This is a genomic window from Bradyrhizobium sp. AZCC 2289 (genome assembly GCF_036924615.1).
Lineage (GTDB): Bacteria > Pseudomonadota > Alphaproteobacteria > Rhizobiales > Xanthobacteraceae > Bradyrhizobium.
On sequence record NZ_JAZHRY010000001.1, the window covers coordinates 9,879,007 to 9,894,164 of the forward strand.

The 15,158-nt window shown below is 61.0% G+C and carries 16 protein-coding genes and 1 pseudogene; 8 read left to right on the plus strand and 9 right to left on the minus strand.

Annotated elements, in window-relative coordinates; translation table 11 throughout:
* The first annotated feature begins 25 nt into the window (after positions 1-25).
* Positions 26-1,015, plus strand: coding sequence for an ABC transporter substrate-binding protein (locus V1289_RS46480; RefSeq protein ID WP_334406316.1), 990 nt, complete (start codon positions 26-28; stop codon positions 1,013-1,015).
* A 189-nt stretch (positions 1,016-1,204) separates the two neighbouring features.
* Here V1289_RS46480 and V1289_RS46485 read toward each other — a convergent pair whose 3' ends face one another.
* Both V1289_RS46485 and V1289_RS46490 read right to left on the minus strand, forming a co-directional pair.
* Positions 1,205-2,563 (minus strand): peptidoglycan DD-metalloendopeptidase family protein, encoded by a 1,359-nt coding sequence (locus tag V1289_RS46485; RefSeq protein ID WP_334406318.1) that lies wholly within the window; start codon positions 2,561-2,563, stop codon positions 1,205-1,207.
* Between the two features lie 109 nt (positions 2,564-2,672).
* On the minus strand, positions 2,673-3,323 hold the full coding sequence (locus V1289_RS46490; RefSeq protein WP_334406320.1) for a protein-L-isoaspartate(D-aspartate) O-methyltransferase: 651 nt from the start codon (positions 3,321-3,323) through the stop codon (positions 2,673-2,675).
* A gap of 282 nt (positions 3,324-3,605) precedes the next feature.
* Between V1289_RS46490 and V1289_RS46495 the strand changes: the two genes are divergently transcribed.
* The gene (locus tag V1289_RS46495) at positions 3,606-3,983 is read left to right on the plus strand and encodes a response regulator (protein WP_334406321.1); all 378 of its coding nucleotides are present in this window, start codon (positions 3,606-3,608) and stop codon (positions 3,981-3,983) included.
* Between the two features lie 153 nt (positions 3,984-4,136).
* Here V1289_RS46495 and surE read toward each other — a convergent pair whose 3' ends face one another.
* Entirely contained in the window at positions 4,137-4,910 is a 774-nt protein-coding gene (gene surE / locus V1289_RS46500) for a 5'/3'-nucleotidase SurE (RefSeq protein ID WP_334406322.1), read from the minus strand.
* Positions 4,911-5,061: 151 nt separating this feature from the next.
* On the opposite strand from surE, the gene V1289_RS46505 reads away from it, so the two are divergent.
* Positions 5,062-6,426, plus strand: a complete 1,365-nt coding sequence (locus V1289_RS46505) for a tyrosine-type recombinase/integrase (RefSeq protein WP_334406323.1) — start codon at positions 5,062-5,064, stop codon at positions 6,424-6,426.
* A 117-nt stretch (positions 6,427-6,543) separates the two neighbouring features.
* Positions 6,544-6,783, plus strand: a complete 240-nt coding sequence (locus V1289_RS46510) for a hypothetical protein (RefSeq protein WP_334406324.1) — start codon at positions 6,544-6,546, stop codon at positions 6,781-6,783.
* A gap of 741 nt (positions 6,784-7,524) precedes the next feature.
* On the opposite strand, the gene V1289_RS46515 is transcribed toward V1289_RS46510, so the two are convergent.
* Positions 7,525-8,760: an IS701 family transposase gene (locus tag V1289_RS46515; protein WP_334406325.1), complete on the minus strand. Its 1,236-nt coding sequence runs from the start codon at positions 8,758-8,760 to the stop codon at positions 7,525-7,527.
* Between the two features lie 126 nt (positions 8,761-8,886).
* On the opposite strand from V1289_RS46515, the pseudogene V1289_RS46520 reads away from it, so the two are divergent.
* The 3 genes and pseudogenes from V1289_RS46520 to V1289_RS46530 all read left to right on the plus strand — a co-directional run bounded on the left by V1289_RS46520 (position 8,887) and on the right by V1289_RS46530 (position 11,531).
* Positions 8,887-9,728, plus strand: a pseudogene (locus tag V1289_RS46520) (IS5 family transposase).
* Between the two features lie 184 nt (positions 9,729-9,912).
* Positions 9,913-10,191: a hypothetical protein gene (locus tag V1289_RS46525; RefSeq protein WP_334406327.1), complete on the plus strand. Its 279-nt coding sequence runs from the start codon at positions 9,913-9,915 to the stop codon at positions 10,189-10,191.
* A 545-nt stretch (positions 10,192-10,736) separates the two neighbouring features.
* Entirely contained in the window at positions 10,737-11,531 is a 795-nt protein-coding gene (locus V1289_RS46530) for a hypothetical protein (RefSeq protein WP_334406329.1), read from the plus strand.
* A 526-nt stretch (positions 11,532-12,057) separates the two neighbouring features.
* On the opposite strand, the gene V1289_RS46535 is transcribed toward V1289_RS46530, so the two are convergent.
* Together V1289_RS46535 and V1289_RS46540 are read right to left on the minus strand one after the other, a co-directional pair.
* On the minus strand, positions 12,058-12,261 hold the full coding sequence (locus V1289_RS46535; protein ID WP_334406331.1) for a hypothetical protein: 204 nt from the start codon (positions 12,259-12,261) through the stop codon (positions 12,058-12,060).
* A gap of 156 nt (positions 12,262-12,417) precedes the next feature.
* Positions 12,418-12,654: a hypothetical protein gene (locus tag V1289_RS46540; protein WP_334406332.1), complete on the minus strand. Its 237-nt coding sequence runs from the start codon at positions 12,652-12,654 to the stop codon at positions 12,418-12,420.
* A gap of 327 nt (positions 12,655-12,981) precedes the next feature.
* Here V1289_RS46540 and V1289_RS46545 point away from each other — a divergent pair, with 327 nt between their 5' ends.
* Complete coding sequence (locus V1289_RS46545; RefSeq protein WP_334406334.1) at positions 12,982-13,149, plus strand: hypothetical protein; 168 nt, start codon at positions 12,982-12,984, stop codon at positions 13,147-13,149.
* 130 nt (positions 13,150-13,279) lie between these two features.
* Here V1289_RS46545 and V1289_RS46550 read toward each other — a convergent pair whose 3' ends face one another.
* The 3 genes from V1289_RS46550 to V1289_RS46560 all read right to left on the minus strand — a co-directional run bounded on the left by V1289_RS46550 (position 13,280) and on the right by V1289_RS46560 (position 15,152).
* On the minus strand, positions 13,280-13,474 hold the full coding sequence (locus V1289_RS46550; protein WP_334406335.1) for a hypothetical protein: 195 nt from the start codon (positions 13,472-13,474) through the stop codon (positions 13,280-13,282).
* A gap of 1,074 nt (positions 13,475-14,548) precedes the next feature.
* On the minus strand, positions 14,549-14,761 hold the full coding sequence (locus V1289_RS46555; protein WP_309178530.1) for a hypothetical protein: 213 nt from the start codon (positions 14,759-14,761) through the stop codon (positions 14,549-14,551).
* Between the two features lie 160 nt (positions 14,762-14,921).
* Complete coding sequence (locus V1289_RS46560; RefSeq protein ID WP_334406337.1) at positions 14,922-15,152, minus strand: hypothetical protein; 231 nt, start codon at positions 15,150-15,152, stop codon at positions 14,922-14,924.
* Positions 15,153-15,158 lie beyond the last annotated feature (6 nt).

The window sequence follows — 15,158 nt, forward strand, 5'->3', positions numbered from 1 at the left end:
TTTTCGGCTTTGATTGAGGTAATCCATGATCAGGCGCCGAGCAGTCCTTGCGGGAATTGCCGGAACGCTCGCATCGCGTCCGCTCGCCGCGCAGCCGCGCGATGGCATGCGCCGCCTCGGCGTGCTGATGGCAAATCGCGCCGGCGATTCCGTCGTCAAAGCCTATATCGCAGCACTGACCAAAGGCCTTCATGCGCTCGATTGGCGCGAGGGCGGCAATCTGCGGATCGACTGGCGCTGGACCGGCGGCGACCCCGCGCTGTTCGACCGCGACGCCGCGGAGCTGGTGGCATTGGGTCCGGACGTACTGCTGGCGCAGGGCAGCCCATCCGTCGTGGCCCTCCGGCGAAAAACCAGCACGATCCCGATCGTGTTCACGATGGTCTCCGATCCGATCGGCCAGAATTTTGTCGAGAGCCTGGCGCATCCCGGCGGCAACGTCACCGGCTTTAGCGACTTCAATCCGCTGGTGGCCGGCAAATGGCTGGAGATCCTGACGCAGATGACGCCGCCGGTCGCGCGGGTCGCGGTGCTATATAATCCCGCGACCGCGCCCTATGCCGGCGAGATGATGCGCGCCATCGAGGACGCCGCCCCCTCTTTCGCCGTCGCGGTACGCGCAGCGCCATGCCGTGACGAGGCCGAGATCGAAGCCATGGCGGCGGAGCTTGCGCACGATGGAGGCGGCGGGCTGCTGGTGCTGACCGACCTCTTCAACATCGTGCATCGCGACGTCATCCTTCGCGCCGCCGCGCTGCACCGCCTGCCCGCGATCTACTTCGCGCGCTCGTTTGCATTGGCAGGCGGATTGATATCGTACGGCATCGACTATCCCGAGCTGTTCCTGCACGCGGCCGTCTATCTCGATCGCGTCCTGAAAGGCGCCAGTCCCCGCGACCTGCCGGTCCAGCAGCCCAACAAGTTCGAGCTTGTGATCAATCTCAAGACCGCGAAAGCAAGCGACATCACCATCGCGACCGCGCTGCTCGCAACGGCCGACGAGGTGATTGAGTGAAGCAGTTATAGAAAACACGGTTGATCGTCATCCCCGCGAAAGCGGGGACCCAGTACGCCGCGGCCTCTCGGCTTAAACGCGAACGTCTCTCGGCTTAAACGCGAACGTCTCTGGAATACCAGTTCGCCCGGTCAAGCCGGGCGATGACAGTCGTGGTTTGGAAGCAGCTTGCCGCTTAGGTCGCGACGCTCACGCCCCGTTGAGGAATTGAAGCGGGTCAACCGGGGAAGATCCCTTGCGGATCTCGAAGTGGAGTTGCGGCGACCCCACCTCACCCGATTGACCCGACTTGGCAATGATCTGACCGCGCTTGATGGTGTCGCCGCGCTTCACCAGCAGTTCACTCGCATGGGCATATGCGGTGACGTAACCGTTGGCGTGCCGAACCAGAACCAGATTGCCGTAACCCTTGAGCTCGTTGCCGGAATACGCCACGACGCCATCTTCCGCCGCCTTCACCGGCGTCCCCTCCGGCACCGCCAGATTGATGCCGTCATTCGACTTGCCGTTGGTCTTGGCGCCGTAGGTCGTGATCACTTTGCCGCGCACCGGCCAGCGGAAGGTCGGCAGCGCGCCGGTGGCTTCGCTGGGCTTGACTGCCGGAGCTTCCACAGCGGCCGGTTCTTCCACATTACCCGTCGCCTGCGCCATCCGGACGCTTTGCTGCGGCGCCGCGGCGGCCATTTTGCCGGCGGGCGGGGCCACAGCGGCAGGAACGGTCGCAACCGCCGGCGCGGCAGATGCTGCAGCCGCGGTCTTCGCGCCGGGTACGTTGAGCTTCATGCCGAGGCTGAGCTTGGCGGACTGGTCGAGATTATTGGCCTTGGCGAGTTCGGCCACCGATACATGGTTGCGATGCGCGATGCTGAGCAAAGTGTCGCCGTGATTGACGACATGGACGGTCGGCGGTGCGGTCACGGCGGCCACGGGCTTGCTGACCGGCGGCGCGACGGCCGGCGCAGGCGTCGCAACGACGGTGGACTGGCGCGGAATGATCAGTTGCTGACCGGGCGACAATGCGCGCGGGCCCTTGTAGCCATTGGCCTGCAGGATCGCAGCCGACGAAACATTGTAGCGTTTGGCCAGGATATCGAGCGTGTCGCTGGTGCCGACGATGATCGTGGTGCCGGCTGGAGCCGCGCTGTGGGCGGCGGCAACCGAACGCGGCGCCACCGTGCCGGTGGTCTCAAGCCTCGGCTGCGCCGGCGGCGGCGCATAGGACGCAAGCCCGCGGCCTCCGCCCGACACGCCGTTGCTGGCGGCTGGATAGGATTGCGGCGCAGCAACGGCCGGCGGCGGCAAGGCGGAGGACTGGTACTGCGATTGGGATTGCGGCCGCGCATATTGCGGCAACTCGCGACGCTCGACCTGGGCCGGCGGCACCGAGCCGGTCGCTTCGGGCTGATAGTTAAAGGGATTGGAGAGCGTGTTTTGCGAAAAGCGCGTCGACATATCGGCGCTGCAGCCGGCAAAACCGACGGACATCAGCGCCAGTACCGCTACCTGCGGCACGCGACGCGAGCGAAGCAACTCGGCGACACGGGACATGGTTACTCACTCGTACGCAACAAAATACTGTTTTGAGTAAACACGTCGGGAGTAAATAAGCGCTTAACCCTCCGAATAAGATGTTGGCGGGAACCGCCAATCCGGGATTCTACAGTTCGCGGGCGATCCCGGGCAGCGCCGGCACGAAGCGCACGTCGACCAGATCCTTGCGGTCGAAGCCGGTATCGGACCGGGTGACCCGAACCAGCGTCTGGGTGCCCTGATGCGGGCCGACCGGCGCGATCAGGACGCCGCCGGGCTTGAGCCGCCCGAGCAGGTTGTCCGGAATCTGCTCCATAGCCGCGGTCACGATGATGCGGTCGAAATCCCCGGCGCCGCGCGGGATATCGAAGCCGTCGCCGAACAACACCTCGATATTGTCGTAACCGAGCTTTTCGAGCCGGGCGCGGGCGCTGTCGGCCAGCGTCCGGTAGCGCTCGATGGTCAGCACATGCTTGCATAGCCGCGACAGGATCGCGGCCTGATAGCCCGAGCCGGTGCCGATCTCGAGCACATTATGATGCTTTTGCAGCTGCAATTGCTCGGTCATGTAGGCCACCACGAAGGGCTGGCTGATGGTCTGCCCGCAGGCGATGCCGAGCGCGCTGTCCCGGTAGGCGTGACCGCGATCGGCCGCCGTCACGAAAACCTCGCGCGGCACCTCTTCCATGGTGCGCAGGATGGTCTGATCGCTGATCCCGCGCCGCCGCAGGCTAAGCTGAAACATCATCTTTTCGGGCGGATCTGGAGTTGACACCATATCGTTCTCGTCAGGCCTTGGCTGGGGCATTCTAGCGCGCAACCGGCCAGACGGCTGGGTGCCATCTGAACTGCCGGTCTAAAGAAATTTTCCGTCTCTTCCCCGTTCCCACCATGGAACCGGGGCCTTGCTTTGGCGTTAAGCGCGGGGTGTCGGACTTCCCCAGATGACCGGCAGCGCCGCGCGGTCCCGGCCCGGCTGGCTGCATATTTCCTAATGATTTCATTGCACCAGCGGGCGTAATTTGCGAATTTGAGTCATGGGACGGGCAAGGATTCCATCATGACAGCGACGCGGCCTGAGGGCTGTTCTGTGTTTCTCGTTGAAGACGAGGTCATGATCCGGATGATGGTCGCCGACATGCTGGAAGAATTGGGCTACAGCGTCGCCGCCGAGGCCGGCGAAATCTCGGAGGCCGTCAGGCTAGCCCAATCGACCGTGTTCGATCTCGCCATTCTCGACGTCAACGTCAACGGCAAGGTGATTACGCCGGTCGCCGAATTGATCAAGGCGCGCAATCTCCCGTTTATTTTCGCGACCGGCTACGGCTCCTCCGGCCTGCCCGAGGATTATCGCGATCGCCCGGCGCTGCAGAAGCCGTTCCAGCTGGAGACGCTGGCCCAGATGATCAACAGCACGCTGAAGAGTGCTGCGGTTTAGCGCAATTCTATCCGCTCACCCTACCCGTCATCATCCGCGAAAGCGGATGATCCAGTATTCCAGAGACCGTCGATTGAATCGAGAAGCCGTGGCGTACTGGATACCGGCCTTCGCGGGTATGACAGTTGAGCGCGAGGCGGCACGGTGCGCCCCCTACTTCAGCGTCGTCGTCAGCGCGTCCGAAAATGCCTCGTCGGTGCGGTCGAGCCGCAAAGGCGTCACCGAGACGTAGCGCGCGGCCAATGCCGCGAGATCGGTGCCTTCCGCGGGTGTGTCCATCATCGCCGCGCGCTCAAAGCCGATCCAGAAATAGGGATTGCCGCGGCCGTCATGGCGCTTGTCGACTTTGAGAAAACCGAGATTGCGCTTGCCTTGCCGCGTAACGCGGATGCCCTTGACCAAATCGGGTGTGCAGGCGGGAAAGTTGACGTTGATCACGGTGTTCTTGGGGATGCCGGCATCGATCACCTTGCGCAGGATATCCGGTCCGAATTTGAGCGCCGTATCCCACAGCGGCGCGTGACGCGTCTCTATCGAAAATTCCTGCGACAGCGCGAACGAGGGAATGCCAAGGATCGTGCCTTCGAGGGCGCCGGCGATGGTGCCGGAATAGACCACATCTTCGGCGACGTTGCGGCCCTTGTTGACGCCGGACAACACGAGATCCGGCAGCTTCTCACCGAGGATGTGGCGCGCGCCCATGATCACGCAATCGGTCGGCGTGCCCTGGACCGCAAAATGGCGCGGGCCGACTTCGCGCAAGCGCAAGGGATCGTTCAGCGACAGCGAATGCGAGACGCCGGACTGATCGAGTTCCGGCGCCACGATCCAGACATCGTCGGACAGCGCGCGCGCAATCTCCTCGACGACCTTCAAGCCGGGGGCATGGATGCCGTCATCATTGGTGCAGAGTATACGATAGGACATTGAGACCGTTAGAGAAAAACGGGAAAGCCTTACAAAATGAGGCTCTGTCGTACATGCTCAGGTCTCACTTTTCAACCGCCGTCTCGGCGTTTCTGAACGTCCGATTAGCCGAGGCTAACCATCCAAATGCGAATTGTTAGGGGGAACTAGCATGCCCGTCTTCATCACCGACAAGCACCTCAAGGCCAGCACCACCCGCAAGACCTACAGCGACAACAAGCAACTGGGCTTTGCCCTGCGCACCACGCCGAACGGCGTGTTCACGTTCTACTACCAGCACCTCAACAAGAAGACCGGCAAGCGCGACTGGGACGTGATCGGCACCTATCCGACGTGGACGCCGGAGCGGGCGCGCAGCGAGGCCACCCGCCTCGCTGGGCTGGTCGAGAGCGACAAGGACATCCGGCAACTCCGTCAGCAGAAGGTCGCGCGGAACCGCGCCGAAGGCGTCACCTTTCAGCAGCTGCATGACGAGTACATCGACTACTGCAAGCAGCCGGTTGAACGGCGCTGGGGCAAGGTGCCGAGAAAGGAAACTTGGCGAAATATCGGGTACGCTTTCAAGCGTCCACTGGAGTGGTGGAGCAAGAGAGTCGCCAACGAGATCACCGCTAACGACACCATGGAGCTGTATGAGAGCTTTACCGACGAGGGTCATCCGGCGCAGGCGAACAACGTCCGGGGTCAATTGCACACCATGTTCAATTGGGCCCTGGACTCCAAACGCAAGTACGTCACCGTCAATCCCTGTCCGAAGCTCCTCGAAGACGACAAGGCGGTCGAGCGCGCGGACATCGAGGACGGGCGCGTACTGACGGCCGACGAACTTCGCACGTTCTGGTTCGGCCTCGATGACCCGAATTCTCCCGGCGACCGCCTCAGCAAGCTAGCGCTGAAGCTATCGCTGGTTACCCTGCTGCGCACAGGCGAATGCGTGTGCGTCGAGCGCACCAGGGTCACCCCCTCCGCCGTCACTATTCCACTAAGGGTCGCGAAGGGTCGCCGCTCCAAGAAGGCGCGCGACGTGGTGCAGCCATTGAACAGTCTGGCGCGGGAAATCCTGGGCGAGGTTTTCTCGATCGGCGATCCGGACCGGCAATATGCATTCCCTGGCACCGGAAATCGAAAGGACAAGCATATGACCCAGCACACGCTGGGCCGTATGTTGGCGCGTACCTCGATGGACAAAACTGGCCAGACCGGCATCTGCGAGTATCTCGGCCTGGTCGATGTCACGCCGCACGATCTGCGGCGCACCGGGGCCTGCGTTTTGGAACAGCTTGGCTATTCCGATGGGGTCATCGGCAAGGTGATGACCCACAAGAGCGCCGACAAGGATGCTGCGCCGGTCACCCGCGAGCACTACCTCGTCCCCGTCCCGATCATCGCGCGCCCCGTGGACCCGCGCATCAAGGCGCTTGACGATCTCGACGACGCGCTGCGCGAGATACTCGGTCTGCCGCTCGGTAGCACGAAGGAGCTGCCTGCACCGCCGCGACTTCTGACCGCCGCCTGACCTGACGGACAAGACTCCGCGCCCCTACCCGGCCGAAGACGGCCAAGACGGGTGCCGCGCGCGCCAAGGCGGCCACGCGAGCTTGCCCGGACGGTTTGTTCACGCTTCAATGGCGGCATGCCCGAAGCCCGCCAGAAGATCACCTTCGCCGAGCTGCGCGCCGCTGGCGTTCGCGGTCTCCTGATCTATTGCTCAGACTACCGCTGCAGCCATTGGACCGCGATCAGCAGTGATCGGTGGACCGACGACGTCCGGCTTTCCGATCTGGAGCCACGCTTCACCTGCAAGGTCTGCGGCCATCGCGGCGGCGACGTCCGGCCGGAGTTTAACGACGCGAGGGTGCCGGGCCGGCGGTGAATGCATGGTGCTGGCCGCATATCCATGACGGGAATTTTAAAATGAAAGAGGCCGCCAACTGAGGCGGCCTTTTCTGTCAGATAAGCTGACGGTATTGCTCCGGATAGACGGCTGTTTGGCATTGCGTCAAAGCTTCACTTTCCTTCTATTGAGTATACTAGCGTTCGCCCGGCACAGTTGTGCTTGTGAATTACTTGCGGAATCATTCAACTCATGGATAGCCCACAGCATTGCCAAGATCAGTCGGCAGAATGTCTTCGCTTGATGAAATTAACGCAGAGCGAAGCTGAAGCCGAGGTTCTGAAAAACCTCTCTTGTAGCTGGACGAGACTCGTCGGCCAAATCGACCGATACAACGCGCTCGTGCGCGACCGAGGCCGCCTCGTCGTCCAAAAATAAAGGCCGCCTCAGTTGACCGCTCCGACGAAAGCGAAAGCCCGACTGAGCGGCGTCTGTACTTGGTCGACCCCGCAAGCACAAAGGTGCGAGACACTACCCAAAGGTATAATCCCAATGGGCATGAACGTGGTGCGGCAACTTCAGGGCGAGTTGATAGCCAAATTAGGCCACTACAAAATTCAACTTAGCATTACAGTTGCTTTGTTGATTTGAAGTGGGCGCGTTGAGCGGCGGCCTGGTGAGCTCTGCGCCAGAAAGACCATGCGATGATGTGTGCGGGTTGAATCCGTTTTCGAGCGAGTCTGATGGCAATGCGGCGGATTTCCTGGATTGACCAACGGATCAGTGGCGGCGTGGATATGTTTTGGCTTTTGCCGGGGGGCGCCGTTTCGTTTTTTTGGGCGGTGGCGGGTTAGCGCGATGTCGGATCGCGGCCATCATGGCGAAGGCGAGCATCACCAGGGACACGTGACGGTGCCAGCCATGCCAGGATCTGCTCTCGTTGTGATCGAGCCCGAACTCGTTTTTCGCGGTTTCAAAGCTGTCCTCGATCGCCCATCGATGGCCTTCGACCGCCACCAGCGTTTCGATGGATGTTCCCGCTGGACACCAGGTGGTGAAGAAGGCGAGGTCATCATCGGCGATGCGACGACGGATCAGCAGACCTCGTGTCCAAAGACCATGATTTGCGCTGTAAAATTCTTCGACCTCGAGATCGGCCAATTCGAGATAGCACCAATCGTGCAGCCGCGGTCCTTTGGTTCCGGCCCCTGCCGACAGGCGTTTCCAATCGGACGCGCGCCGCGTCCGAGCGATGTCCGCGGCCTTGCCGGCGACCGATCGCCGCTTGCCCCAGGATTGAAATACATGAGCGCTGCTGACCCCGAGCACGTAGCCTTTGCCTGCCCGGCGTAATTGCTGTTCGATATCGCCGACACCGTAGACGGTATCACCGGCAACCCACTTGAATGGTACAGACGCGGCTATGGCGCGTGCGATCATGCTCGTTGCAAGCTTTGGCTTGGTCGCAAAGCCGGCACCGGGAGGCACATATGCGGCTTCCAGACGATCTGGATCGTCGGTCCATTCCTTCGGAAGATACAGCGCGCGATCGATGAACGCATGACCGTGGCGCGACACGTAGGCGGCGAAGACGCCGATCTGGCAGTTCATGATCTTGCCGGCGGAACCAGTGTATTGCCGCGCCACTCCGCACGATGCCTTGCCCTGCTTGAGAAAGCCGGTCTCGTCGATCACGAGCACCGCATCGTCATCCGCCAGGTGCTCAATGACATAGTCCCGGACGATGTCGCGCAGGGCATCAGCGTCCCAATCCCTGCGACCCAGGATCGCCTGTTGCCGCCAAGGACCGGGATCGCCAGCTGCCTCCGCGCGCATCCAACCGGTCTTGCGTTGCTCATCTCCGAGCAGGCTTTCCAGAAACAAGCCTGCATTCCTCGCAACACGATCTTGATTGAACAACGGACGTATCCGTTGCTTGATCTCACGAAGCGACGCCGCCCACAGCGCAAGCGTCTCTTCAATCGACGCTGGCCGCGTCCACGATCTTCGAATCATGGTTGCCCATGGATTCAGAAAACTGCATAAAAGGCAACTGTAGTGTTAGTGTCTGTCCGAAAACATGTTGAATCATCGGAATCATTTGTGATTCAAGGGAGGCGGTCCGAATCTGAAGGAGCGCCGATGTGGACGAAAGAGAACCGCGGTCGTTACGACCGCAGCCGGCTACGCTATCCCAGCGATTTGACCGATGAGGAATGGGCGTTGGTGGAGCCGCTGATTGCGTCAGCCAAGCGAGGCGGAAACAAGCGCACGGTGGATGTGCGTGAGGTGGTCAATGGTCTGATGTATGTGCTGAGCAGCGGTTGCCAATGGCGAGCGATCCCGAAGGATCTGCCGCCGCGCAGCACGGTGCACGGTTATTTTGACTTGTGGACTTGGGACGGCACGCTCGATCGCATCCATCACGCGCTCTATGTACAATGTCGGGAGTTGGCCAACCGAGAACCCAGCCCGAGCGCCGCCATCATCGACAGTCAAAGCGTCAAGAGCGCGGAAAAAGGGGGGCGTGGATTGACCCGCATGGCTACGATGCGGGAAAGAAGATCAAGGGCAAGAAGCGCCACATCCTAGTCGATACCCAGGGCTTATTGCTCCACGCCCTTGTACATTCGGCGGACATCCAGGATCGTGACGGCGGGGTGCTGGTGATGGCCACACTGTTTGGCCTGCATCCATTCCTGCTGAAGCTCTATGCCGACGGCGGCTATCAGGGGCCGATCTTTCAGTCCGCCGTTCGCAAAATCCTCCGGCAAATCGACGTGGAAATCGTCAAGCGTTCCGATACAGCAAAGGGCTTTGCGGTCTTGCCCAAGCGATGGATCGTCGAGCGCACCATCGCCTGGCTCAATCGCTGTCGCCGCTTGGCCAAGGATTGGGAGTGCCTCAACCGAAAGGCCTTGGCGTTCTTGCGCCTTGCCTCAATCCGCCTCATGCTCAGAAAGCTCTGTCAAAAAACAGCATGATCCCGGACAGACTCTTAGGCCACTAAGGGTTAAAACAGGCCATTACCCGCGAGCCTATAAGAACAAATCGGCACCAAAGCCCGTTTCAGGAACGGAACGTCGCCGGACTGGGCAGCCCTACCGGGCGCAGAGCAACGCGCCCAGGATTGCCCGGGCGACCACCATCGAGCCGTAAGCTCGCCGGTTGACGCGCCCGCCATCACCGAGGCTTTACTGTCGTTTTCCAGACTGGCCACGCCGGTTTGACGACCCGATCCCCCTGCCCGGCGGTCGCCAGCTCGTCACGCTCACGGATGCCGCCGACTACATCTTGGCTTTGCCAGCGAAGACGTCCGCGCAAGAACACTGGCAACTCGCGATGCAGATGCTGATCGATGTCCTGCGAGCCTTGATCCATGGCAGGCCGGACCCTGCGAACACGCCGCGCAGCAAGCGGGCCAAGGCTTACCGGGTTCTGAAATGATCCCCTTGGTTCCGTGATCCGGAGGACAGGCGGGGGCGCTGTGCGCACGCGCAAGAAGCCCAGACGGTGGTCATCATTACCCGCCGCGCAGCCCTGCGGAATGGCTCGCCGAGGGCCACGTCACCTGTTCGATCCAGTGCCTCAACGGCGACTGCAAGCATCAGGCGGATGTCAGGTTGGACACCCTGCCCCAGGATCAGCCGTGGTCGCGGGTCGGCCCCAACCTGCTCTGCACGGAGTGCGGCGCGCCCGGTGCTGTTAACATCGTGCCTAACTGGCATGACCGGGATGCTCGTCCGTTCTGGTCCGGTTGATGGTGAACGAAAGGGGCGAATACGAATGAACTCCGCAACTCGGGTTTTTCCTGTCAATTGAAACGCGTGATCACGCTGACCCGCACTTTACTCTCGACGCTCCGCTGGCACTGTTAACGGCCCTTTGGGTATTGATCTCCGAAGACGGCGAAAGTGACCCAGACGAGCGAAGGCCTATAAGATCGTGAGGTGATCCGAATCAGCGGATTGATAAAGGGAACTGTCACCTCGATGGGTGAATCCAAACGAAAGCGACAAACCCTCACCGACATGCTCGCCAACGCGAAGGGCTGCATCTATTGCGCAGGAGCCAACACCGCCACGACTGTCGAGCATATGCCGCCAAAATCGATCTTCGAGGGCAAGCACCGTCCGAAAGGGTTGGAGTTCCCTGCTTGTGCAGAATGCAACAACGGCACCAGTCACTCGGATTTGGTCGCGGCAATGCTGGCCCGTCTCTGGCCGAATGCCGACACCGCGACAAGTAAGAGAGACATTGCGAAAATCCTCCGCGCCGTAGCCAACAATGTTCCTGCAATTCTGCCCGAGATGTACGTAGGACGAGCCGGAGAGAAGCTCGCGCGGAAGCAGCGCAGCATTCCTGACGACGCCCATCCGTTGCGGGCTGACGGGCCGCTCCTGACAAGGCACATTCAGACCTTTGGGGCGAAACTGGGCTTTGCCCTACACTATGAAGTAACAGGGGCCTGGGTGCCTGCTGGTGGCGGCGTGCAGGTAATGTGGTTTTCGAACGTCCAGGCGCTGAACGGCCAAATGCCAGACAGCCTATTCGCAATGCTGCCCGAGCCGTTGACGCTCCAACAGGGGGCGAAGAGCGTAGGAGATCAGTTTCAGTATTCGTACGCCCCGGCCGAACAAGGACACATGCTCTACTTCGCGTCGTTCAGCCAGTCCTTCGCCGTGGCCGGTATCGCCGCGCAAGACCGCACGATATACCTTGACGCCCGCGCGCCTGATTTCCCCGTGTTCTCGCCGGGCGACTTTCAGGTCTCGATCACTCGATGACACCGCACCTGGGCGATGCTTCATGTTTCACCCACCCGGACAGTTCGGAAGTATGTGCAATCTCTATTCGATCACTACGAACCAGGAAGCCATCCGCGCCCTCTGGCTAAACCCCAATTCCGGCCCCGTCTGTCCGGCTTGCGACATTGGTGTTGCGCTGTTCGGTGGCCTGCTTTGCATTTGCAAGTGGCCTATTTCGGCCAGTACCAGCCGGTCTGGACTCGCCAGCCCAGATGCGGTGTGTCGCTAGCGAACCGGAATTCTGCCCAACTCCCGGCAGGCCCGATTCCCGGGCCAAACGGAGCAAGACCATGGACACGACCTCCCGCAAAGAAGACGACTGCCCAGCCTGTTTCGATACGAAGCAGGACAGTTCAATGCGCTCCCCATATCCACGGCGGAAAATCCTCTACGTCGAATGTCCCGTCTGTAAGGGTACGGGCAAAAAGCCAAAGGCTGATTGACAAGTCCATCGCCAGCGAGGGAGCCCCGTCATGGAGCGACGGGCTTTCCCTTCGCATATTTTTCAAAAATCGGCACGAAGCTTGGCGCCAACGCGCTTGCGCGCTTCAACGATGCGTTGTTCGCGCTCGTGCTCGTTCTTGATGCTGGCTACGCGAGTGCGGCTTATTCCAACCATTTCGCCAATGGCCGTTTTCGAAAGTCCTTCGGCCAAAAGGGCCAAAATCTTGTTGTTGCGCTCGGTATAGTCGATTGCAGGTTTAGTCATGGTCAGGCCCCTGATTCGAACGCGAATTATACCATGCCGCTAAGCCTCCACCGCGCCGGGCGCGCCTCGCCGACTATCTGGACTCCCTTTCCATCATGGTTCTTGAGCGCGGGCTTTTGTCCTCAGCGTGCATCCATGCGCCGTGAGCGTCGGGCATCATCCGAACGGCAGCTTCTCCTGGCCTTCGTGCCATTCGATCACGCTGAAAAGCATCCCGCGCTTGAGCATCTCGGCCTCGATGTCGGCCGCGTGCTTCTTCCACGCCAGCGTCTCGCGAACGCGAAACCTTGGATCCTCGCCTCCCTGCTCCTGCGCATCGTCGGAAGCTAGCGCACCGCGCACGGCCTCGTACATCAGGGTGAGGCTGCCGTTCGTGAAAGCCTGATAGTCCATCGAGGCTCCTGCGAAAAAGCCGCCGCTGGGCGCAGCGACGGCTCTACTCAATACGCGTGACCATCCAGGTCATCACGACGGTGAACCCGAACGGTTAATCCGCGGTTACCGGACAGGCGCAGGACCGGAGCCCCGCGGCGACTCTAGGAAGCCCGCTGGTGCGGTGGCCGGCTGCAGGCTGTCAGGGGTGCCGGTCGATCGGCGCCAGCGCGCGTGGGGCCGCGCTTTTGAACCGTGATATGCATCACGGCGCCCTGTCCGGCTCTCACGTAGTCTTCAGGCTGACGATGCGGATGGTCCCTTCGTCTCACGACAGGAGACTGACCGATGACTGCGCAGAAAAATGAGTTGAACAATCGCGAAATCAGCGAGTTCGAATTGACGGGTGAACAGCTGGATCAAGTGAGCGGCGGCTCGATGGATAACACGGACACGGCGTTTGCCATGGTAGCCCAGGCCCAAGCCCAGGGCGTCGTTAGGTCCCACGGCCGGTAACATCGACCCAGCACCCTAAGAGGCCGCCAACTCAGGCGGTCTCTTTCATTTTTGCGGGGGCGCGGGACCGAAGCACCGCGGCGACTCTTGGAAGCCCGCTGGTGAGTCCGGGATTTGGGGGATGCTTGTGTCATTTGCCTTCCGAAATCCGCTGTAGGCCGTCCTTAGTCAGGACGATGCCGCCCAGGACTTCCTTCGCGTAGCCGATATCCTTGAGCCGGGATTGAATGCGGGACGGAATGTGATGGGTGATCGGATGCGCGGCGAGCTGCCGCAGGACCTCAAATTCCAAATCATTTAGCTCTGGGGGCAGAATTTGATCCATGCCCCCAATATGCGCCCGGCTCGCACGTTTTCCAGTCAGTAAGTCTGCCACAACTACCAGAGCTTGCGAAGGCCGTTCGCCGGGCTTGAGAGAGTCGCTGGTGAGTCCGGCTTTTGCGGGCTGGAATTTGCCGGGCTTTCCCCGGCAATCGCTCGGCGCGCCACGCTGGCGCGGCCGGGGAATCGTTTAAGCTGAGCCGGGCCGCGCAAATGTCAGAACCCTGCAAACCAGGATTTTTGTTTCATGGGCGATCAATCGAGATTCGAGCGTCCACCAGGACCTAATCGCCACTCTCGGAGCGGGCGTATCTTCGTCCTCACGTTGCTAGCCGTCGCCTTAATCGTACCTTTGGGCGTTTACGAAACTATTCCTGTGAAGCAGCACAAAGCGACCGCACCACCACCAGATCCGACTGCTCAGGCGATCCATGACCTGCAGGCGTCCCTACAGCAGGCCGTCGGTCAACTGGGGGCCCTTCAACAAACGGTCTCATCCGATCGGGCCGAGATGAAGCGGTTGTCCGACGACGTCACAGCGCTGAGCGCCAAAATCGAGGTCCTACAACAATCGTTCGCGAGTACTCAGCAGGCTCCTGCAGTTCAGCCAACAGAGCCCCCAAGGCAGAAGCGCGCGACGGCCCGTTAACGGATCACCCGGCCCCACCACCGGCTTAAGAGGGCCGCTGGTGCGGGTTCGGTTTGCGGGCTGTCGCGCCGGGGCGCCAGCGCTGATTCCTCGAGACGCCATTTTGGATGGACCTTTAAAGGCCCGCGCGCGTTGAGGCCTTTGACCCGGGGGCGACAGCAAACCCGGAGCTTTGGTTATGTGCGATATCCCTCTGGACCTTGAGAGAAGGTTCGAGCGGCGGTGGGCGGCCAGATTTTCCGGCCCGGCCAAAGAGCATCGCCTTGAAGGACAGCAGCAGCATCAACGGGTCACCACGCCCGACAAAAGCAAAAACCCGCCGGCGTGGAACCGGCGGGCTCGCGAGCGCGGACCTGAACCCGCGCCCCTCGTTAGCGTTACCGCTTGAGCCGTCTTGAATGAGCGGCCAGCCGCTGCCGGTTTTCGGGCTCATGCGCCCAACAGTTCTTGCTCGATCGCCTTCAATCTTCGGCCGACAGCGCGGTCGATCGCACGCGCCTCTCTCGTGGTTATGTCTCCCTTGACGATTTCGGACATCATGCGGGCTGTGAGCGCTTGAACCTCATCAAGGTTCATCCCTTCAATCTCTGCGATCCGCCTCTCGACTTTGGGGCTCAAACTCGCGGGCTTCTCGTTTCCCATGTTGGCTCCTATTGTTCTGATGATTCTGATCCTGAACCCCGGCGGCGCCGAAACAAGACACCAGCGCCGCCGAGTTGTGGATAAAGCTACCGCCGCAGCCGTCTCGCGTGTGAGACCAGCCGCTGCCGGTTACGCTTTCTCATCGATCGGCGCCGGCGCTTCATGATGCGTCCGCCTGTTTCTCACAGTAGAAGGCGGCTTCATAGTCGGTCTTCAGCTTCTTCAGCATGTCCGCGACATGGAACACCGCGAACATCGCCTGGTCGGCCTTGGGCTCTCTTCCCTCGATTGCACGCTCGGCCAGCTGCAATGCGATCACCGACATGGTTGCGCAATCGAAGATGCTTTTTTCAAGATCACGGAAAGCTCGCCCGTGAACTTCATCGATCATGGATTG